At 54.5% G+C, this 20,659-nt stretch carries 19 protein-coding genes and 1 pseudogene; 8 read left to right on the top strand and 12 right to left on the bottom strand.

From position 1 onward, the window contains the following. Nucleotides 1-120 precede the first annotated feature (120 nt). The 3 genes from KK925_RS08990 to KK925_RS08980 all read right to left on the bottom strand — a co-directional run bounded on the left by KK925_RS08990 (nucleotide 121) and on the right by KK925_RS08980 (nucleotide 4,092). Nucleotides 121-501 (bottom strand): YidH family protein, encoded by a 381-nt coding sequence (locus KK925_RS08990; protein ID WP_174582367.1) that lies wholly within the window; start codon nucleotides 499-501, stop codon nucleotides 121-123. A gap of 769 nt (nucleotides 502-1,270) precedes the next feature. Next, a complete protein-coding gene (locus KK925_RS08985) occupies nucleotides 1,271-1,639 on the bottom strand; it encodes a hypothetical protein (RefSeq protein WP_174582366.1) in 369 nt (122 codons plus the stop codon). Between the two features lie 821 nt (nucleotides 1,640-2,460). Next, nucleotides 2,461-4,092, bottom strand: a complete 1,632-nt coding sequence (locus KK925_RS08980; RefSeq protein WP_174582365.1) for a DEAD/DEAH box helicase — start codon at nucleotides 4,090-4,092, stop codon at nucleotides 2,461-2,463. 976 nt (nucleotides 4,093-5,068) lie between these two features. Here KK925_RS08980 and thpR point away from each other — a divergent pair. Beyond that, entirely contained in the window at nucleotides 5,069-5,689 is a 621-nt protein-coding gene (thpR, locus tag KK925_RS08975; RefSeq protein WP_174582364.1) for an RNA 2',3'-cyclic phosphodiesterase, read from the top strand. Between the two features lie 38 nt (nucleotides 5,690-5,727). Here the strand turns inward: thpR and glk are convergent, their stop codons facing one another. Continuing rightward, complete coding sequence (gene glk / locus KK925_RS08970; RefSeq protein WP_174582363.1) at nucleotides 5,728-6,774, bottom strand: glucokinase; 1,047 nt, start codon at nucleotides 6,772-6,774, stop codon at nucleotides 5,728-5,730. Between the two features lie 255 nt (nucleotides 6,775-7,029). Next, nucleotides 7,030-7,299, bottom strand: a complete 270-nt coding sequence (locus tag KK925_RS08965; protein ID WP_174582362.1) for a hypothetical protein — start codon at nucleotides 7,297-7,299, stop codon at nucleotides 7,030-7,032. Nucleotides 7,300-7,369: 70 nt separating this feature from the next. Here KK925_RS08965 and KK925_RS11500 point away from each other — a divergent pair, with 70 nt between their 5' ends. The 6 genes from KK925_RS11500 (at nucleotide 7,370) to KK925_RS08935 (ending at nucleotide 14,395) form a co-directional block, all read left to right on the top strand. After that, a complete protein-coding gene (locus tag KK925_RS11500) occupies nucleotides 7,370-7,756 on the top strand; it encodes a zinc ribbon domain-containing protein (RefSeq protein ID WP_174582389.1) in 387 nt (128 codons plus the stop codon). Between the two features lie 24 nt (nucleotides 7,757-7,780). Continuing rightward, entirely contained in the window at nucleotides 7,781-9,280 is a 1,500-nt protein-coding gene (locus KK925_RS08955) for an FGGY family carbohydrate kinase (RefSeq protein WP_174582361.1), read from the top strand. 50 nt (nucleotides 9,281-9,330) lie between these two features. Then, nucleotides 9,331-10,335, top strand: coding sequence for a ferritin family protein (locus tag KK925_RS08950; protein WP_174582360.1), 1,005 nt, complete (start codon nucleotides 9,331-9,333; stop codon nucleotides 10,333-10,335). Nucleotides 10,336-10,377: 42 nt separating this feature from the next. Then, nucleotides 10,378-10,845 carry a cupin domain-containing protein gene (locus KK925_RS08945; RefSeq protein ID WP_174582359.1) on the top strand — a complete coding sequence of 156 codons (468 nt, stop codon included), beginning with the start codon at nucleotides 10,378-10,380 and terminating at the stop codon, nucleotides 10,843-10,845. Between the two features lie 303 nt (nucleotides 10,846-11,148). Further along, nucleotides 11,149-12,567 carry an MBL fold metallo-hydrolase gene (locus tag KK925_RS08940; protein ID WP_174582358.1) on the top strand — a complete coding sequence of 473 codons (1,419 nt, stop codon included), beginning with the start codon at nucleotides 11,149-11,151 and terminating at the stop codon, nucleotides 12,565-12,567. Nucleotides 12,568-13,015: 448 nt separating this feature from the next. Then, nucleotides 13,016-14,395: an MFS transporter gene (locus KK925_RS08935; RefSeq protein ID WP_214096451.1), complete on the top strand. Its 1,380-nt coding sequence runs from the start codon at nucleotides 13,016-13,018 to the stop codon at nucleotides 14,393-14,395. A 725-nt stretch (nucleotides 14,396-15,120) separates the two neighbouring features. Here KK925_RS08935 and KK925_RS08930 read toward each other — a convergent pair. Next, nucleotides 15,121-16,554, bottom strand: a complete 1,434-nt coding sequence (locus KK925_RS08930; protein WP_214096450.1) for an MFS transporter — start codon at nucleotides 16,552-16,554, stop codon at nucleotides 15,121-15,123. 103 nt (nucleotides 16,555-16,657) lie between these two features. Here KK925_RS08930 and KK925_RS08925 point away from each other — a divergent pair, with 103 nt between their 5' ends. Then, entirely contained in the window at nucleotides 16,658-17,041 is a 384-nt protein-coding gene (locus tag KK925_RS08925; protein WP_174582356.1) for a transposase, read from the top strand. 202 nt (nucleotides 17,042-17,243) lie between these two features. Here KK925_RS08925 and KK925_RS08920 read toward each other — a convergent pair whose 3' ends face one another. The 6 genes and pseudogenes from KK925_RS08920 to KK925_RS08890 form a co-directional block, all read right to left on the bottom strand. Beyond that, nucleotides 17,244-17,486: a hypothetical protein gene (locus KK925_RS08920; protein ID WP_174582355.1), complete on the bottom strand. Its 243-nt coding sequence runs from the start codon at nucleotides 17,484-17,486 to the stop codon at nucleotides 17,244-17,246. Between the two features lie 91 nt (nucleotides 17,487-17,577). After that, a complete protein-coding gene (locus KK925_RS08915) occupies nucleotides 17,578-17,955 on the bottom strand; it encodes a hypothetical protein (protein ID WP_174582354.1) in 378 nt (125 codons plus the stop codon). A 20-nt stretch (nucleotides 17,956-17,975) separates the two neighbouring features. Further along, the gene (locus KK925_RS08910; protein ID WP_214096449.1) at nucleotides 17,976-18,167 is read right to left on the bottom strand and encodes a hypothetical protein; all 192 of its coding nucleotides are present in this window, start codon (nucleotides 18,165-18,167) and stop codon (nucleotides 17,976-17,978) included. A gap of 24 nt (nucleotides 18,168-18,191) precedes the next feature. Then, nucleotides 18,192-18,557 (bottom strand): recombinase family protein, encoded by a 366-nt coding sequence (locus KK925_RS08905; protein ID WP_174582352.1) that lies wholly within the window; start codon nucleotides 18,555-18,557, stop codon nucleotides 18,192-18,194. 374 nt (nucleotides 18,558-18,931) lie between these two features. After that, nucleotides 18,932-19,923: pseudogene (gene arsB / locus KK925_RS11495) on the bottom strand (ACR3 family arsenite efflux transporter). 83 nt (nucleotides 19,924-20,006) lie between these two features. Continuing rightward, entirely contained in the window at nucleotides 20,007-20,300 is a 294-nt protein-coding gene (locus KK925_RS08890) for an ArsR/SmtB family transcription factor (protein WP_214096446.1), read from the bottom strand. Nucleotides 20,301-20,659: the final 359 nt, after the last annotated feature.

Below are 20,659 nucleotides of genomic sequence, written 5' to 3'. Positions count from 1 at the left end.
GCGAACATTGTTTGACGCCTACAACGAAAAGTTTCCTTTCCGCTCGGCTGGTAAACCCAAGGGGCCAAACTGTCCAGGAGCTAAATCCCTGGGATGGCTTTTGAGAAAAGAGTCCAACCCTTACAGAAGGAAAGCTTTTCGACCCAGATACAAGGCCAAAAAAAGGCCTGCCGCGGCCAAAAGAAAACCAAAGACAACGTCCCAGACAAAGAAATCCGAGTCTTCCAGACGGGGACTATCGATTTGGCGTTTCACGTACCAATAACGAACCGTTCCAAAGGCGATAGTGAAAGCTCCCAGGAGAAGAAAGGCAAAGCCAAAGGAAGCTCCGCCTCTCCATCCTTGTTCCAGAGGCTTTCTCGTCACCTCATATTGCAGCACGTGGAGAAAAATGGTGAATCGCTCCACAAGGAATCCAAAGGCCATGATTCCGATCCCAGTCCGAATCCAGGCAAGAAACGTGCGCTCGTTCGCAGAGTGATCGCTAAAGTTCTTCTTCACGGGTTGTCTCTCCTTTGATAAAGCACCCCTTTTAGAGGGGTTTTCCATTTTGTTAAGAACAAAGGCTTAGCTCCCGCCCTAAAAATGCCGGGAGGAATTCCAACGCAAGACCGTGGGCCTTCTGCGAAATGGCCGGAATTTCTTCTCTGTATGTTCTGGTTAATCCTTGGACGGCGAAAGGAAGGTTTTGACAAAACCTGCGAGGCCTTTCCTTTCAAGCCACTTGCTTTGGACTGAATGCAAGTTTCGCAACGAAAAGGCTAGACCCTCCTCAAACTTTGGGACGGTTGAGAGGGGCCATTGGTACCCTTGGAAGGACCTATCCCGGTTCCGCTCTGGCTCCCAGAAAAAAAGCTGAAAACATCCCTTTCCTCATGCGACGGACCGTGGGGAACCCTCAAACTCTCTTGTCACGTGTCACCCAGAGAAAACAAGCGTCCTTTCCCTTGCACCACAACAAAGGATTGGAAAAGAGCACCCGAACCGGATGATCTTTTGCTACCAGAACAAATACGTGCGCAGAAAAGAGGCTCTCCTCGGCCTGCGCAAGAACTGCGACAAACCTAGAGAGCCTCGGTTCCGTGCTCCTGCGACTCCTTCGAAAATCCTCGCTCTTCCACTCGTAGTAGAGCGGTCGGGAACCTCGCCATCAGGTTCTTTTTTCCCTGCACGCCCGTCCCCCCAGCTCGCCGCCCCAGGAGTACTATAACCAGGGATCTCCTTTTCTCTTCCTCCCGCCAGTCCGGAACTTTACCTAAAAAGGAAGCGCTTACGGGGCTTCCTCCCCGGGAGGGACAACGGTTGCGCCAGGCGTTTGTTTTGCGCGCCTTAGCTCCCGAATTTTTTCAAAAAGACGCTTTCGTTCCCTCCGGAGAACCCTCCGCTCCTCTGCTAGTTGATTGAGCACAGCAACCACAGCGTTAAGTTTCTCTTGAGGGCCAGCTGCATTCATGGCAGCTATCGCCTGCTCCCACTTCCGCTCTTGCTCCTCTCTGAGCTGATGCAGGCGCAGGCGAGCCTGCCGCATTTGCTCCCGGATGGCCTCGTCCTGGCTAGAACTTGGATAACCAGAGGAAGCGAAAAGAAGAAGAGAAAGGATGCCGGTAACAACAACCGAAAGGTTCCTTTGGTTTCTCATGTAGAGGGATGACGGTTGTTGTCCCGAAAAAGTTACAATGGGGAAGCACAGATCTAAAGAGATTTTGGGCACACTTGGAGCCATCACCCTGCCGCTTGGGCCATGCACTCAACTCCATTCTGATACGCTGTCGTGAGCACCTTATGTGTCCGCGTATTGTTTAGCTCTTGGCAAGCCTTGAAGAACGTGTCGGCGCGGCCGACGGCGATGGCGGGGGGATACGAAGAAACGGGCAGACGGGGCAAGGCTCCATCTCTTTCACAAGCACGGGCGCCAGCTGCGTTCTTCCCACATCGCGTCCAGCCTATGACCGGTTGCCGCAAGCTACCGGCTCTTTCAGGACGGTACGTCGGTCCCGAGGGCACCAGACCCAGGATAGGCCGTTGGGTTGACACAATGAGGATTTTTGACAAATGACCATGCCGAATGTATCCACCCAGTGGTTTGCTCCGCGCAGCCACCATGCCTTGTGGAAGTTTTACGGAAGCGTGTACATGTTCTACCCCAATAGGCCCAGTGATCCAATGGCGTTTCCCAAAGCTCCCGCATGCTCATCCCCTCAGCGCTTGAGGACAACCAAAAGCTACCTGGCAGACCAATCTCAGATGCCTGGCTGGCAGCCGGCTAGCGCACGTTGAGGCCCCCCGCAACCCCAACCGTCTGGTCCAAATGAAAATAGCCAAAGCACTTTGCCTACGTCCTTTGCTTGAGTTGAGTATGTCCCGCATCCTTGGCCTGCAGTCGGCCTTTCTAGGACGATTCTCTTAGCGCGCCTATAGCTCTGAGCTTTCTGCTTTGGGTGAAAGATCACTCTTTCGACCTCAACCAAACGAGGGAACCATCTGGGAAACGCAATCGAGCCGCTCTGGATGAAGGACAAATTCGTCCAATTCTCCCACGATTCGATCCAGCACTCCTAGCGCAACGACTTTTCCCTTAGGAAGGCTCTTAAGAAAGCGGCGTAGCTGCAAAAGCTTTTTCAATATTTCCCCGTCCATTCCCTTTTCTTGCATAACCCGCCATGCTTCTTTACGGGCATCCAGTTTTCCTTCTAGAAGCAGCGTCTGAACGAAGGCAAGGTTCTCCGTTACGGAAAACTCATCGAAATAGATCTCTCGAATCAACCGGTCAAAACGTTCCGGGGAAATTCCGAGAAGCTTCAGCTGGCTGCGAGCAAGATCAATCCTTTTTAAGGCAAATTCAATCTCTTGGCGAAGAGCGTGCAGCTCCCTTCGATTGAGCTTGGGAAACGAATACGACTCTATGGCTTGTAGCTCTTCCTCTATGGAGGCTCCTAAAAGAACTCGTCGCATCGAAGGAAAGGGACGCACACAGAGGTTCTCGAGCGGCTTGCGGCGAAGTTCCTCGTACAATTCTCCCGTGTTGTACCCCCGCTGTTCAAACGGAGTCGGAAAGTAGCCGACAAAACCCACTTCCTGGAGATTGGGGCGCCCAGCTCTCCCTGCCATTTGCAAAAACTCCATTTTTGATAGAGGTCCTAAGGTCGGGCGTGCCAATTGAGCGAAAAGAACGGTGCGTACGGGGAGATTAATCCCCAAGGAAAGAGCGTCGGTTGCGACTACGGCGCGTAGAAGCCCTTCCCGTGCTAGCCGTTCAACCAGAAGCTTTTCTTTGTAAAGAAGGCCTCCGCTATAGATTCCAATGCCCCCTTGGATCAGTTCCCAAAGCCGCCGGTTACGGAGAAGATATTCCCTTGCAAGCGCCCGAACCGCGGCCCTATCAACCTCAACGCCCAGTTCTTCGGCACGCCGGCGGAGCCAACGGGCCAGCTCCATTACTCCCCGATAGGAAAAAACAAAAAGGAGGGTAGGAGCCAGATCAAAAAGCACCTCCTCTACGCGAACGGGATTCTCTAGGTATTCCATCGGTACGGGTCGCTCGCAATGTTCCACCACCACCAGGGGTCGCTGGCATAACCGCTCCAAGTAACGAGCCAGGGAGCGTGTTTGGACGGTAGCCGAAAGGAAAAGAAGCTGACTTTGTGGATGCGTTCTCGCGATTCCCTCGGCGTACGCGCGAGCACGATCCGGGTTATGAATCATGTAGTGGATCTCGTCGATGACCACTCGCTGTTCCGGTAACTCGCAGAAAGCATTGGCATAAACCTCTTGGGTCATGCAAAGAACTGGAGCTCCGGCGTTACGCGCAACGTCCCCAGTAAGGATACCAACACCCTCTTCTCCGAGGACCCTTCGCAATTCCAGATACCGTTCGTTAGAGAGGGCCTTAATGGGAGCCGTAAAGATGACGCGGTTTGCACACCACGGCGTTTCAAGCCCTGCCCAACGGTAGGCCACAATCGTTTTACCGCTCCCCGTAGGAGCACTTACCAGACCTGTCCTACCTCCCAGCTGCCAAATCGCCTCTCTCTGCCACGGGTAAAGGTCAATTTCCTTACCATAAAGATTGCGCCACTTTGAGATGAACGACATCGCTTTTTCTTTAAGACGGGGGTAGGTTTGTCAATATTCCAAGAAGCCTTTTGCGTTTGGTCCCTGACCCGCCGTGCCCCGGCGAGCCATGCCCTTTGCTGGATGCACACATTGAAAGCCGTGCTGGTGCCTCTGCGGAAAAGGGCCGCCCGAGGCGCCCCCTTTGCACATGGCTCCTCGGGGATCTAACTCCCAAAAAGCAAACGGCTCGGGTCTGCCCATGAGTTTTGCCTGCCTGTACGTTACCATGCCAGGGTCTTCTCTCGGTTTGTTTTTTTAAACTCCCTAAAGAAAGCTCTCCTTTGGACGACCACGCCTAGTAAAAATGGCTCAACCACGCAGCAATGGGTCAAAACGCGTGGCGTCTCGTGCGGAGCCCACATTTCGGCTCCTATCCAAGCTGCGACCAGAACACGTTCATCGGTCCCATACCAGTCCACCAACACCCCTGATCCTCGCTCCTTATGGAGCTCCCGAGCCGGCCGGTTCCGATCCTTTCCGCCGGAAGAACCCTTGCTCGCCTAGGCTCAGAGTCCCAAGCCAAAAGCTTCCCTCTTCCTTTTTTAGAAGAACAGTGAGAATCAAACCAGCATCCAAGCTTGGTGGGCGGAACGGGAGCTAACTTAGAACTCCATAAGAAACGCCAAAAAAGGATCCTCCAGTAGGAGCGGGAAAATCAGGGCCATCCTTTTTCATTGTACTTCAATGAGTCCTTTTTATTAAGCGCTCTCTTTCCCTTTTCCCCGGACGGGTTCGTGGGGTCGATCTACACTGAACGCACGGCCTGGTTGTATGCACATTGGCACTACAATCGGTTTACGGAAACACTTTCCAAGGCAAGGGAAAATTTCTAGATTTCTCTAGAGAAAGGGTCGCTCGAAAAGTTTCGTTTTTCGATGGATGCATCTTGGCTTTTCCCTTTTCCTTCTGCTCATCACCCAACCGAAGGTTCTGGTTCCCGAAAGAAAAAACTCCGGTGCAAAACGCGTTAGAAAACGAAAGCGCATTTTTGCGGCTTTTCTTTGCGATTCCTTTGGCCCAGGCAACTCGTGAAAGTTTGGAGTCCCTTTTGGGCCACTGGTCAATTCACATCCCTCAGATCCGTTGGGTAAACCCGTCGCAGCTCCACATCACCCTTCATTTTCTGGGGAAAACCCCAAGTACCTCTCTTCCTCTCCTTCGGGAGGTTCTTGAACAGACAGCGCAAACCCACAGCGCGTTCTGGGCCTGTCTGGGCCCGCTAGAGGCGTTTCCGAACCGGACTAACCCTAGAGTCCTGTGGGTTTCTCTGAAAAAGGGTGCCGGTGAGATCCAAGAGCTTGTCGGAACGCTCACTCGTCTCCTCGTCGAACGTGGCCTATCGACACGAGAGGAACGCACCTTTGTTGCTCACGTGACTATAGGGCGGATCCGGGCTGCCGTACCCCGGCCCATGATTCGCCAGCTATTGGAGCAGCCGCTCTGTCCAGAGCCATCTCCTTTTTTTGTGGATCGCATTACCCTCTTTTCCTCAACCCTCACTCCGACTGGCCCCATCTACCGTGCGATCAACGAGGCTCGCCTTTCCCCGCCAACTTCTACGGAACCAAAATGCTAGAGCCAGGATCGCGCCAAAAGCTTTCGCGGCCACTCCTCTTAGTCTTGTAACGTTCCTCCAGCATGCTGACCCTCGACCGACGCGGAGCCGATTCTTCGTGTTCGAACGTAGCCGCAGGCTGCGATCGCCGCGCCCAGAAGACCAACACTCCTCCGGACAACGACGTAGACAGGAATCTCCCGTAAGAGAGAAGAAAGCCTACCCTTTTTCTCGAAAGCTCTCAGAAAGGTCTCGTGTTGAAGAAGGGGGAGGATGCGTGGAGGGATGCCCCCAGCCAAGTAGACTCCTCCCGTAGCTAAAATTTTTAAGGCAAAATCTCCAGCCTCGCTCCCCAAAATGCTGACAAAGAGCTCCATGGCCCTGCGGCAATCGGGATAGGCTTCCGGTTCCTGAATCGCTCGCTCTACTATGAAGGCAGTGGGATCTGGGGCCTGTTCCCCTAAGTGGTCTGGGGTGGGATCCTCCGAAGCTGCCTCTTTGGCTCGAAAGAATCGGTAAAGATAGGGGATCGCCATGCCGGAACACACCCTTTCCACGCTTACATGTTCAAACTGGAGCTGGAGATACTCCAAGAGCTCCCTCTGGAGAGGTGAAGCGGGAGCAAAGCCCACGTGCCCTCCCTCCGAAGGGTACGCGTGATACCCGTCTTTTCCCCAAACAAGAAACGCCTCTCCAAGGCCCGTACCTACCGCAACAATAACCATGGCACCCTTTGGATCTTTTTGCCCCTCCCTTACTATCTTGAAATCCGACGCACTTAAGTACGGAAGAGCATGGGCCATGGCCTCTACATCGTTCATCACCCAGGTGGGAACACCCAAAACTTCCTCCAACCGGCGCTGGTCCACCTCCCATGGAAGGTTCGTCAGATGAGCCCTGCCATAGCGTACGGGTCCTGGGACCGCAAGACACGCTCCTTGAAGGGATCGCCGCCGGTCTCCTAGAGTTTCCCGAAGCAAATCCTCCAGGCTTGGGTACCTCGCAGAGGCAACTCGAATCGGATCGGTAAAGGTTCCCAAACCCGTTGTAGAATCGTAGAAAGCTAGCTCTGTCTTGGTTCCACCTATGTCGGCTACCAGGAACACGACTCTTCTTCTCCCACAGTGCTTGGGCGACCGTCAAAAGGAAAGGACATCGGTAGCGTTACGATGAGACCGAAAAGACTCTACAGTATTGATGGACGGCGCATCACCGTCGCGCTGCGTCTACGCGACTACTCAAAGCAGATCTTTGCCTCCAGTCGGCCGAAGGGACCGGGATGGGTCTTTCGCGAAAGAACGTGGTATCCCAGCCTCGTCGTCGAAACGGAAGATAGGCAGGCTCGGGCATCCGGCCCCATGCTAGGCATGGGTGTCCGGCAAAAGAATTTTGCCGGCATAAGCACAGGCAAAATCTTTGACGGCGGAAAAGGTGCGCGACAACCGTGACTGCTCCCTTGCTCCGCGTTGTCGTCTTCCGTCCAAGGGCAGCCAGAGCGCTAGACAGAAGTTCCGGCAGGTCTCCGCCAAAAACATGCGGCGCGTTCGGCACATGAGCTGCGAAACGATTCGAGCCATCGTCCAGGCCGCGACTGAGGCGCGGATCGCCAGGACCGGGATGGAAGACCTCACGCACATCTGCGACCAGATCAAAGCCGCCAAACGCGTGTGCGCCCGTTAGCATCGCTCAGCCTGGCGGCAGCTGCCGTCGTTCGTCGAGGAGAAGGCAAGCGCCGCGGCCATCGCGGTCGACTACGTCGATCCAGCCTCCACGAGCCAGAGCTATTTGTGTCGTGGAGGTCCAAGGAAACGCTTGCGACATGGCTGGGAGTGTGCTGACCGTCGCCTCCGGGCACATAGCGACGTCAACGCAAGTCGGAAGATCACCCGGATTGGGAAGTCTGCGGCTTTGCCAAGACCGGCTGTAAACACTCTTGATGTTGGAAGGATGGGCAAGGTCAGCTATCTCTGCGCTCTACAAGAAAACCTGCGACTTCATCGCAGGTTGTTTGCGGATCAATCAGGAAAAGATTTTTTGCGTGAAAAAGTGTCTAAAAAAACCTTTTCCGCCAGCAAAGACCTTGCCTGAATAAGAAAGCACTGGCCCCGGTTCTTGAATAACAGCCTCATGGGGTACATTCTGGCACTGGACATCGGGACGGGCAGTGCTCGCGCGCTTCTCGTAGCACCCGATGGGAGGGTCTGTGCGTTCTCGCAAAGACCCCTGGAGGTTTCTACTCCCAAGACAGGATGGGTAGAACAGGACCCGGAAGAACTATGGTTCACTCCAAAAGAGTGTATCGAAGACGTAGTTTCTCGCGCCAAGATTTGTGCTGGTGAAATCCGTGGGATTGGCATCGCCAACCAAAGGGAAACGATTGTTCTCTGGGAGCGGAGCTCGGGGCGCGCCCTCTCTCCAGCCATCGTGTGGCAAGACCGTCGTTCGGCGCGACTCTGCCAAGAACTTTCTTCACGGCATGATCTACCCTCTTTGCGCGAAAAGACTGGGCTTTTCTTAGATCCGTACTTTTCCGCTCCAAAATTGATGTGGCTCCTGGCCCAGCACCCGCAGTGGAGGGAAGCGGCCTTGCGGGGCGACCTTGCCGCCGGGACCGTGGACTCGTGGTTGATCTGGAATATAACGCAAGGACACTGTCACAAGAGCGACGTTAGTAATGCCTCTCGAACTCTCCTTCTTAATATTCGGCAGGGCTCGTGGGATCCCCAGCTCCTGGCTCTTTTTGATGTGCCCCCTTCTCTTCTCCCGAGACTTTGTCCCTCTCAAGGTTACATAGGCGAAGCGATTGAGCCTGCCTGCATACGAGGAGTCCCGATTTTGGGGATTCTCGGAGACCAGCAAGCTTCGCTTTTTGGACACCGTGCTTGGAATCTCGGCGACACCAAATGTACCTACGGTACGGGAGCCTTCGTTCTTCAAAACCGCGAGGATCGGTTGTCTATTGCTTCGCAAGGCCTCCTCACCACTATCGCTTGGGCCACCGGCCAGGAGCGCACCTACGCTTTTGAAGGCCCGGTTTTTGTCGCTGGCGCTCTCTTGGAATGGCTAGTCAATAACGTAAAGTGGTTTGAGTCCGTTGAGGAGATCCTGGAGTGCGCCGCCCAAACCCCCAATTCCGAAACCGTCACCTTTGTCCCTTCCCTCTGCGGCCTAGGAAGTCCCTCTTGGGATCCGGAAGCAACTGGGATCCTGCTTGGGCTCACCCCAAGGACAACCAAACGGGAAATTGCGCGGGCTGCACTGGAGGGGATTGCCTGGCAAATCGCTGACGTATGCGAAGCTTTGCAGGCAGAAACCCAAAAACCCCTTGTGGAACTGTGGGTCGATGGGGGGCTGGCACGCAGCCCTTCCTTTCTGCAGCTACAAACCGACGTTTTAGGAATTCCCGTCAAATGTCCCAATGAGGTGGAATTGACTGGGCTCGGAGTAGCTTACCTCGCTGGACTTGAGGCTGGGGTATGGAAAACCCACGATGAGTTGGAGAGCCTTCCCCGTTCCTTTTCGGAGTACCACCCAACCGTAAGCCCCCAAGAGCGTGCCGACAGGCGCGACCAATGGAAGAAAGCTCTTGCGAAAACCACGAGCTCCCTATGAGCGGTTTTTTCCTATGACGGCGCCTCGAGGAAAAAATTGGTTCGATAGCGTTGCAGAGAACTCTTTCTTCCCCTACGCTCACTCTAAACATGCTAGAAGAAGGGCAACTTGCCTTAAGCAAACTCCTCGGGGATCCTCCCTTGTCGGTCCCTCCCCAGGGACTAGCCCCTCGAGGGCTGGAGCCACCGGAAAAAGGGGTCCCTTTTGGTTTTGAAGTCCTCGAACGGCCCTTGGTCTGGTTTCCTGGAGTGGAACGCTTGTACGAGCAGGCCAAAGTGGGACAATGGAACGCGACTTTCGATGTTCCGTGGGAAAAGGGGAAGGGAGTCCCGGAGGCCCTCGAACGGGCGCTCTGCCAGATCCTTACCTGGATGATCCACCAGGAATTTGCTGCCTGGTACCTTCCCGCCAAGTTTCTTCCGAGAATCCATCCCAACTATCTGGAACCAGTCCTTTTCCTTTCCACACAGATTGTGGATGAGGCCCGCCATGTAGAGGCTTTTGTGAAGCGTGTGTTTCTTAATGGCATCGGCTTTGTAGGCGCCTACCCTCAGACGGAAAGTTCCCTCCTGGGACTTTTGCACCAAGAGGATTTTGACAAGGCTTCCTTCCTTCTTCATGTGCTCGGTGAGGGAACGTTTCTCGATCTTTTTGGTTTTCTCAAAAAATGGGCTCCCGATGAGGCAAGCCGGTGTCTTTTCTCTCACGCCATGGAGGACGAGTCTCGGCATGTTGCCTACGGCATAGGACGCCTACGAGCCCGTCTGGCGGCAGACCCAGCTTGTGGAGAACGTTTCGTCGAAGCTTTGGAAGAGCGAATGGCTTTCGCTCAAGAAGTTTCGGGTCTTCCCACGGAAATCCAACAAGCCTTGGCCATCCTGGCAGGTGGTGGGGAAAAGGGAGTAGCCTTGGGGAAGGGAATGGACCGAACCTTTCAATTCCAAGCGCAACTGCAAGCCTCTCGGATTGCTCGGTTGACCAGTGCGGGGCTACCCCAACCCCTGGCAGAACGAATTAATCAGCTCCATGTGCAGGCTTCAGGAAACGCGATGTAAACCGGAAGGTGACGCATAAGGCATACGGAAGATTCCAGGCCTATGACGCAAGCCTCGCTTTTTCCGTTTGATCCGCAGTCGGGTTCGTGGAAAGGGATCCAGGCCCATCCTTACAAGTTTCACATTGGCCCGGCTCGCGGGATGGGTTGGCATGGCATTCAAAGATTCCGGCTCGGGGGACCTCCGGACGTTCCATGCGGCTTTGAACTGCGTTATTTTGAACTTCTCCCCGGGGCCTTTTCGAGTCTCGAAAAGCACGCTCATATTCACCTGCTTTTTGTCCTTCGGGGGGAGGGCAAAGCGCTGGCTGGAACCCGGGTGTGGGAGCTTCGCCCATGGGACCTTTTCTATGTCCCTCCATGGACTCCCCACCGGTGGATCAACGAAAAGGACGAACCCTTTGGGTTTTTATGCCCCGTGGATGCTGATCGGGATCCGCCGCAACCGGTTAGCGAGGAAGAATGGAAGCTTCTGGAAGAAAATCCCGAGACGGCCCGGTATCTGTTTTGAAGAAAGAACCCAAAATCGCCTCTGGCTGCTCCTTGCACACGCAGCCGGCATTCTGCTTTTCATGGAACGAGGCTCTCAAAACAAAAGCGCATAGAATCCTAAAAGCGTGTCGGCCGAGAAAAAATGTTGGTAATGTCTTCCAATCCGACCCAACTTCCGACCAACACTATCCGAAGGAAAGGAGACTTGCTCTTTCGCTATTTGAAGCTTCCCTCTTTCGAGTTGGCCCAGGCGAAAGGTAAGCACCGTTGGGTAGAGTTTCGTTTTTCAGTAAAATGAAGGCAGCCATAGTGAAACAACCCCATGAAGATTGAACAAATGGAAACCCCTGGTTTAGCCGCCTTTTCCTATGTGATTTTTTCGGGAAAAGACGCTGCAGTTATCGATCCAAGAAGAGATACGGCCATCTACCACAAATCGGCAGCCCACCATGGGGCCAAGATCCGCTATGTTCTCGAAACTCATATCCACGCTGACTATGCAAGTGGTGCCCGGCAACTGGCGAAGGAAACGGGCGCCCTCCTTTGCCTAAGCGGGCATGATGAGGGGGAAGAATATTCGTACCAGTTTCCCCACCAAAAACTCCGAGATGGAGACCAGCTTTTGCTGGGAAAATTGCGCCTGGAAGTCTTGCATACCCCAGGCCACACGCCGGAGCACCTTTGCTTTGTTCTCTACGATCCAACAAGCTGCGGGCAACCTTTAGCACTTTTTAGCGGTGATCTTTTATTCGCTGGGTCTGTAGGACGTCCAGACCTTTTGGGACAAGCACGCACTTACACACTGGCTCGGGAACTGGTTCATACCCTCAAAGAACGTATCGCTCGACTCCCCGATGGGATGCTTTTGTACCCGGCCCATGGGGCCGGTTCGCTCTGCGGGGCGGACCTTGCAGAACGCACCGTCTCCACTCTTGGATATGAGCGTTCTTGCAACCCCTTTCTCACCCAAGCAACGGAGGAAGAAGCGGTACGTCACATCCTGGCGACGCTTCCCGAGTTTCCCGAGTATTACCGTAGGATGAAAAAGCTCAATAGTGAAGGACCTCCAATCCTAGACGGGATCCCCGGAGCAAGAGCACTCTCGTTGGAAGAGTTCGTCTCCCTGCAAGAGGAGGACAACACGGTCATTGTTGATCTAAGGACTCCGGAAGCGTTTGGAGGAGCTCACATCCCAGGTTCTTTGTCCATTGGGTTTTCCCCGGCTTTCTCCCTGTGGGCTGGATGGATCCTCCCCTATGAGGCCAACATCCTTTTAGTAGGCGAACCTGGGAGCGACTTGACCGAAGCAAGGTCGGCTCTGGTTCGGGTGGGACACGATCGGATTGTCGGTTACCTTGAAGGAGGAATCAGAACTTGGATCAGCTCGGGCCGACAAGTGGCCCATGTCCCACAAGCAAGCGTGGAGGAACTTGCCGATCGACTACCCAATTTCAATAAAGAAGGAATCGAAATTTTAGATGTCCGAAGTCCCACAGAATGGTGCAATGGGCATCTACCGCATGCACGCCATATCCCGTGCGGCCAATTACCCAAAAGGCTCCATGAACTTTCGCCGGACATTTCTTACTGGGTTGTTTGTGGAAGTGGGTACCGGTCCAGTATTGCCACAAGTCTCCTCAAGCGCGCCGGGTTTGTTTGTGTAACCAATGTTGATGGTGGCATGGAAGCGTGGAAAACTCGCAATTATCCGGTTATTCGAGAGGAAAAAACGCAAAACTAGGAAAGCCGGCCTTTCTTTGGCAGAGCTATTTTTTTGTCCGAGGAAACCCTTTCTTTTCTCCGAAAGAAAACAACTACCGGAGCTAGCTTAGAAAAGCCACTTTTGGGGAACGGACGTTTGGAAAAACCTTACGACCCATCCGCAGAACCTAAGGTTTTTCCTGTCGTTGAGCCTCGCAAACCCCTTGAATGGGTGGCAAAAAATCCGGTGAGGGAACGCGTATTTTTGGGGAGCTAGCCTAACTTCACGGAAAGGCGCTTTTTTGGTTGCACAGAGCCGGACAGCTTTCGCTTTTCTCGCAAAGTCGCCCCTAGCAAGAACCCGCCGCACACTTCTTTGCCGACTCCCATGAGCAAGCTTAGGAAATCCCCTGCACAAACGAAAAAACGCAACCCATCAAGAAGAGGACGCAAGGGTTCCCTTCCCGGAGAGGCATTGTGCAAGCTCTTTGGCTAAGGGACGGGAAATTCCCGGCTCTCCTCAAAGGGAAACCGATCGTTCCACACGCAATCATAAGGTCGAATTTGCCTTTGCCTTTGCTTTGGGAGAGTTTTTGAGCATTCTCGTCCGTGGCGAACGCAAGACATTTGCTATGAGGCGAAACTCCTTGTCCCCATTGTTTCAAAAAGTTTTCTCGCGGTGCCAGAACCGTCCCCTTACCTTCGTCCTTCTTCTCGGGCTTGTAAGCCTTTTGGCCGACCTTACCTACGAAGGGGCTCGTAGTATTCTTGGTCCCTACCTCGGAACCCTTGGTGCGTCCGGAAAAGTGGTAGCTATCATTGCCGGAGCAGGCGAGCTTGTAGGGTTTGCTTTTCGATTCCTCTCGGGAACCCTTACGGATCAAACCCGGCGTTACTGGACTATAACACTCGCAGGCTACGCCGTTAACCTGCTTGCCGTCCCAGCTCTTGCCTTAACCCAACGGTGGGAATGGGCTTGCGCACTTGTCGTTTTGGAGCGCATGGGAAAAGGACTTCGCACCCCGGCGAGAGATGCCATGCTTTCCCAGGTCGTCACGCCCCTGGGCCGGGGATGGGGTTTTGGATTGCATGAGGCCTTAGACCAAGTGGGAGCTATGGGCGGCCCCCTACTGGTAGCGGCCGTTCTTGCCTTCGAAGGTAACTATCGGGTCGCCTTTGCGACTCTGGCCATACCCGCCGTTTTTGCCTTGCTCGTACTGAACGGGGCCCGAATCCTTTACCCACGACCGCATGAGGTTGAACGAGAAGAACCGGCCAATCCCACTGGTCCCCTAAGGCGTACTTTTTGGTGGTACTTGGTAGCTGCAAGCTTGATGGCCGCTGGGTTTGTCGATTTTCCCTTGGTCGCTTTCCACCTGGAGCGGTCCCAAAAACTCCCTCCTCCCCTGCTGCCCCTGTTGTACTCCCTAGCGATGGGTGCCGATGCAGTTGGGGCCCTTCTTCTTGGGAGGCTTTATGACCGCCTGGGTCTGCGTGTTGTCCTAGCTTCTACTCTCCTCTCTCTTCCCGCTACCCCCATGATTTTCCTCGGAGATTTTTGGGTAGCTTTCGTCGGGATCCTTTTCTGGGGGATTGGCCTCGGGGCTCAGGAATCGATCCTGCGAGCAGCCATTGCCAGCATGACCCCTTCTCACCGCCGCGGCAGCTCCTATGGGCTTTTTTCGATGACCTATGGCTTCGCGTGGTTTTTAGGAAGCTCCATTCTTGGCGTTTTATACGAGCAAAAGCTTTCCTTTATGGTTGGGGTTTCGGCAGGTTTCTTATTCTTTTCTTGCCTCATTCTTTTTCTTTTGTGTCGCAACACACCTCAATTGTCTACCAAGGGAACGCAATTGGTCTTTTTATAAAGCAAGAAAAACCATCTAAAAGCTTTACACAATCAAAGGCTTCCCGTTGGTTATTTTCCTTTAGAGGGCCATGTTCACAGCGATCGATCGGCTAAGCTACGGCCGATGTTATCCCAGCGCATTGCACGGAAAGGGTCTTGTTTTGCCATCGAGTTTTATCATCCTATTGGAATGCATCGGAAAAAGAGAAAACGAAGAATGAACATAGGAAACAAAGCCCTTTACCTGTGTGGCCAATTGAAAGAGGAGAGGAACCTTGCAAAGACAGTTGGTGTGTCACCCGTAATGCCTGTAACCTTCATCCTTTTTGCTCCATTGGATCTCCATGGTAAATAGGGACTGCTTTCATAGAGAATGTGTCTGGCATGGCCAAGTAAAGCCTTTCTCAACAAACCCAGGCGCGAAAAGAAGCAGGAAGATCCATAAGAGGCCAAAAGGAAGCACCGCACAAAGGGCTTTTGCCCTTTCCGAACGTTTTTTGGAAAAAAAACTTTCAAAAGCCTGTCCCGTATCCGGGCCGATGGGCAAGAGGCCTTTCCGTAGGCTATGGCGAAGATTTTCCCGAGCGATCGCTCTAATGCCCTTGAAAGCGGTTTGTTCACGTTGAAGAAATGCAAGAGTTTCGAAGCCGGTCTTGCTGGCGGCAGGTGGGAAGGGATAGGCTAAGACTCAGTACTCCCAGCTGTTGAAGGGTTTCAAAGTACCGGTGCGCTTTCCCTGCGGGGTTAGCTTTGCTTCGCAGCGGACAAAGGCTGGGCAACCGTTTCTAGGCCTTGATTCTCCGCATCCACCCCGAAAATCCACTCGGTAACACCTGCGACGAGCATCAGCACCGCCGCTATGAGATAGCCCAAGGATAGATCGGATCGAGCTCCTGCCTCAATGAGTCGACCAAAAAGCCACGGTGCCACGCTACCCCCGAGCCCCGTGCCGACAGCGTAGAAAAAGGCGATGGCCAAGGCCCGAATCTCCAGCGGGAAGATTTCGCTCACGGTAAGATAGGCAGAGCTGGCGGCTGCTGAGGCCAAAAAGAAGACGACGGTCCATAGCAAGATCTGTTCCCGCGCTGAAAGGAGCCCGCAGGCAAATGCCCAGCTGTTAGCGCCGAGCAGGAGTCCTGCTGCGGTGAATGTGCCAGCGATCATCCGTCGACGACCCACCGCATCAAAAAAATACCCTAGCAGTAGCGGCCCCATCCAATTGCCCAGGGCCAGAGGAAAAACACAAAGGCCTGCCTTCTCTGCTTCGACGCCATAGAAGCGTACCAGAACAAGGCTGTAGGTGAAGAACACCGAGTTATAGAAAAAGGCCTGTGCCGTCATGAGCATCAGCCCCAAAAAGCCGCGTCGGCGATACTGCCCCGTAACCGCCCCGAGAATGGGCCGGAAACCCAACGCGGGGTGGCAGTCTAGCGCAAGATCAGTTGTTACTAATGGTAAAGCCCGCCCCGTTTTTCTCTCCACTTGCCGCTCAATCTCGGCGACCAGCCGCTCCGCCTCCCCGGCTTTGCCGTGGATAATCATCCACCGTGGGCTTTCCGGCACATAACGGCGCATCCCCAGAATGACAAGCCCCAAAGCGGCTCCGAAGGCAAAGCCAAACCGCCACCCCAGGCCGGCGGGAATCAATGCCCAATCAAAGAGCACGAGGGTCACTCCCGCTCCTAGGGCGGCACCTATCCAAAAGCTGCCATTAACGATTAAATCGACGCGGCCACGCAAACGGGCTGGCATCCATTCGTCGATCGCGGAATTGATCGCTGCATATTCACCGCCGATCCCCAAGCCGGTGAGCAAACGAAAAAGAGCGAAGCTCCATCCATTCCAAGCAAAGGCAGACCATAAGACGCCCGTAAGGTAAATGGCCAGGGTGAGAAAGAACATCCGCTTGCGCCCCAGGCGGTCGGTCAGATAACCAAAGAAAAGCGCGCCCACTACCGCCCCAGTTACATAAGCGGACGCTGCGGCACCAATCTCCTCCCCCGATAACCCCAGTGTGTCGGGCCGCTGCAATACCGCGCCCATAGTGCCCACCAAGGTAACTTCAAGACCATCGAGGACCCAGGTAATTCCCAGGGCCAAAACCAGTTTCAGGTGGAAGACGGACCACGGGAGCCGGTCCAGGCGTCCCGGGATGGAGGTGTAAATAACCGGGGCCACAGGTCTTGCGGTTTCCGTGCTTTTGTTTTCCAGGTAAGATTGTGGCAATGGACCATTCATAGCACCTCCGCAAGGAAACCCGCGATTTTAATCGCACGAGAAATTGCGTTCGGCCAAAACGCCCCATGAGGTGTGCATCCATTGCCGCATGGCCGATGTGGTCGCAAACGGCAACTGTGTCTACCTAAAAGTCCACCATAGGGTGGGGTGTCCGATATATAAGCGCAACGTGTTCCTGGAAATGCTGGCTGTGGAAACGCCATCGATCTTGCACGAGATTGGCTCGCAACGGGTCTGGCCAGCGATCTTCAAAGAGACTGAGCCGGATCGCCTTCATCTCTTTGTCAGTATTGGTTTGGCTATCGCCCTTGCGCATGCGATCAAGGCCCTCACAAGGGAGTCACGGGACGGCATTTCTTTCAGCCGTTTCCCGCGTCTGGGAAGTAACTGTCGAAGAGACACCTTGGGTCGCCAGCGGGCAGCGTGACTCCCCATGCGATTCGCCGCCACAGAACTTGCGGCCAAGCCTTCCCAATGGATCCCTACCTTAAAATCGCGCTCGGCCTCCTAGCCATATCCGTCGCACCGAAACTTTCGCTGCCGCAACTCCTGCACGGGTTTCACCAGGCCGTAGCAGGAACACGTCTTGCCTGAAGAGGAATAACCGCCACTCCACAAACCTTTGCTCTCTACAATTGCCCCTTGTAGGAAAGCGGGCGACCGAATTCGGATAATGCGCCATCCAGGATCGACCGGGAAAGGCAGTGCTTGCGTACGATCCCTTGAACATTCCGATCCTCAATGCCGATGCGGCGCCAGGTCTTGGCCAGCCCCGTAGTGGCTTTGTCCATGGCATGGCACCGGACGCTCGCGGTGCACGCGTCAATCGTGGCAAGGCGCAATTTGGCTTTTCTCCCGCTAGCCCAAGCCATTCTTTTTCCGAGATGCCCTCAGGCTTTGCCTCCGCAACTTCCTCAAAAGCCGCCTGGTCGCGCGTTGGCGCCGAAAATCGCTTTTCCCCGGTTACTCGCGCATGGCCAACATGGTTATGCCAAAATCGACGGCGACTCTCCTCTTGGAATGCTCGACTTTCTGGATGTCGTCGGTACGCACCAAGACCAAGGCAAACCACCTCTCCCCCTCTCGGCTGACCGTCACGCGCTTGAGCCTGCCGCGGAAGCAGACCTCTTGACTGATCCACACCCAGTTAATGCTGGGAAGCCGGATCCTCGGGCTGTCGACACGAAAGGTGGGGGGCCTTATGGGCCACACAAGAACGACCGCGCACCCTTTTCTTTTTCCGCCGACAATACCGGCCGTGTCCCTCAAAAGAATGCCCGCAAAGCCCCTCCAAGATCGAGGATAGCCTCGAGCGCCCGCGTACCTGACCACGCCGACCATCTACGGGCAGCGCTCTCCCTTTAAGGCGCTTTTGCTGCGGCCGCCATCCTTCCAAGGCCCAGCTCTAGACAAAGCCGGCCACACCAGACACCCTCCGGCCCCAGCGCGATCAAAAGCCGTAGAGCCAAGCCCAGAACACGGGTGATCGTCTCCAGCACGTCCTTGGCCAAGTCTTGCTCAAAAATTCTCCCCTCGCCTCGAGGGAGAATCACCACCTCGCCTCGGGCGCGCTGCGCCTAGCAAAGTGCGAACACCCGCTCCGAAGCAGAGGAGCCCCTCCTTATGGGTGATCTCACTAACCGGGGGACTTGACCACTAAGGATACCGTCCAGCAGTCGCTTCGTAACTTTCTTACGCCCCTTCTTGCGATCGTTCATCCTCGGTCTGAGGTCAGAGATGACCTCAAACGTTCGACCCTGCCAGACACAATCAAGCTCTAGAACCTCCTTCCAGCGCTCCAAGCCCTTCTCCTGATCGTGGCCAAATACCGCAGGCACAAGCAAGGGTGCCGCGGTCAGCTCCAGGTTGCGGCCCGGAAGGGTTCCGGCAGGAGCTTTGGCCAAGTCATACCGGCGATTCCCGCCGTCCGCGTGTTCCGTCACGAAACGCCCTCATCTCCTAGCGTCAAATCATAGGGATCGACACCGCCAAGCGCATGAGCTCGTTCCTCGATCCTAACCCATCTCCCCATTTTTCGAAAAAGAAAGCCCCTGCGGACAACACGTCAGGCAAACGGTTCAAGTCCAGAAGAGTGTCAGGGAGGAGTCCGCGCTCATCCGCGAACGGATGTGATCGGGAAACGCCTGCGCATTTAGCCTTCTATGCTCGCCCCACTCGAAGAGGACTCGTGTGTATTTTTAGAGGAGAAGGAAGTTTTGCCGGATAGGTCAACTCAGTCGGGTTAAGTAAGGCAACCGTTTTCAAGACCGGTCACTTTCCGAAGGGCAAAGGATTTGAGCAAAAAAACCCGTTTGTATCATGAGCAGCTGCGGTTGATCAACGTCGCCATTGACATGATGATAGAAACTTCAACGAAAACCCCGACCACGATCGCCAACGCCCCCCGAGTTAGGCCCAAAGAGACTAATAGCGGTAGCCGCCGCCAGCTCAAAGAAATTACTGGCACCGATTAAGGCCGATAGTCCCGCCACACAGTGCTTTTCCCCGCGGATCCCGTTCAAAACATACGTTAGGCAACCATTGAAGTATACCTGGAGCACGATCGGCACCGCCAAAAGTAGGATAACCCTGGCTGCGCTACAATCTGCGGCCCTTGGAACCCAAACATGAGAACCAATGTCACCAGCAGTGCCAAAAGCCAGACCGGCGTTCGTGTGACCGCCAAGTTTGCTAGCCAGCCACCTTCTAGAGGTTCGCGCCGTAGTCCCTGCGCGAGCGCCAGAGGAACGGCGACGGAGAGCACGACCGACAACAGGAGCGTCGACCACGATACAGTGAGCGACGAAAGCCCCAAGAGTAGCGATACCATTGGCCATAAGCGACCAGCATAATCGTGTCGTTGAGGGCCACTTGGGTCCGTGTAAACTGGGGTTCACCGCGACATAACTGGCTCCAGACAAAGACCATCGCCGTACACGGCGCAGCTGCCAATAGGATGAGACCGGCGATATAGTCATTGAGCTTGTCTGGCGGTCACCAGGGCCGAAACCCATGGCCAACAAATAGCCATGCCAGCGCCGCCATGGAAAATGGCTTGATAGCCCAGTTCATCAGGAGCGTTACGCCAAGGCCACGATAGTGTCCGGCTACTTCACGCAATGCGCGGAAGTCAATCTTCCCTAGCATGGGCACAATCATGCCCATACGAAAAGGGCCATCGGGAGATTGACATGCCCGATCTGCCAAGCGCTTAGGGTCACGAATAGCTGCGGTATCGCGCGGCCAAGTCATACTCCATGGCCATGCAAGCAAGCGCCCAGAGGATTAGTAACGTTCAAAGAGCCCGATCGATTTTGGCCCCGTCCGTCGCCGTAGTCTCTCTGGCCAGCACCGCAGGATGAGGTTTATCCAACCGTAACCGGGCAAACGTTTCATGCTTTTCTCTCCACACCTCTCTTTACTCTAGTGTCGCAAGGAAGGCCTCCGCAGCAGTTCTCAGTCAGATAGCTCAATAGCTTGTTCATGGCGGTAAAGTCGGCCGAGTAATAGATGAACCGGCCGCTGTGCCGTGCCTTGATCAGGCCCGCGTGCAAAAGCGCCTTCAGGTGAAACGACAACGTCGGTGCCCGAACCTTGAGTACCTGAGCTAGTTCTCCGGCGCTCAATCCGTGAGGAGCCGCTTGCACCAGCCGCCGGTAAATCTTGAGGCGGCTGGCATGAGCCAAGGCTGCCAATCGATAAACGGCTTGTTTGGCTTTTTTATTTTTAACAAAAGATAAATTGTTTATACTTCCAAAAAAGTCAAATAATTATCCATAAATCTTTGTGCCACCGTCTTCTCTACGGACGAAATGAAGGTGGGTTTCCCCTGTCTTTTGCCGAGACGAAGAGGCCTCTCTAGGATAAGCGGTGAAAGCATGGCCCGCACGGCCGCCTTCACCAGGAAACCGGTATGACGTAAAGAGCTTACCCAAGTAAGAGGAGCGACCTTTCTTCCTCCGGCAGCGCAAGTCTTGCGGAGTAGCAACGCAAAAAAGGCCACGTTACGCCGTACCCAAAACCTGTGTTGGATAAACTCCCAAAG

The organism is Candidatus Methylacidithermus pantelleriae, from assembly GCF_905250085.1.
In the GTDB taxonomy this organism is placed as follows: Bacteria; Verrucomicrobiota; Verrucomicrobiia; order Methylacidiphilales; family Methylacidiphilaceae; genus Methylacidithermus; species Methylacidithermus pantelleriae.
Note: the sequence above shows the minus strand (reverse complement) of the source record. Positions and strands in the feature narration are given on the sequence as shown.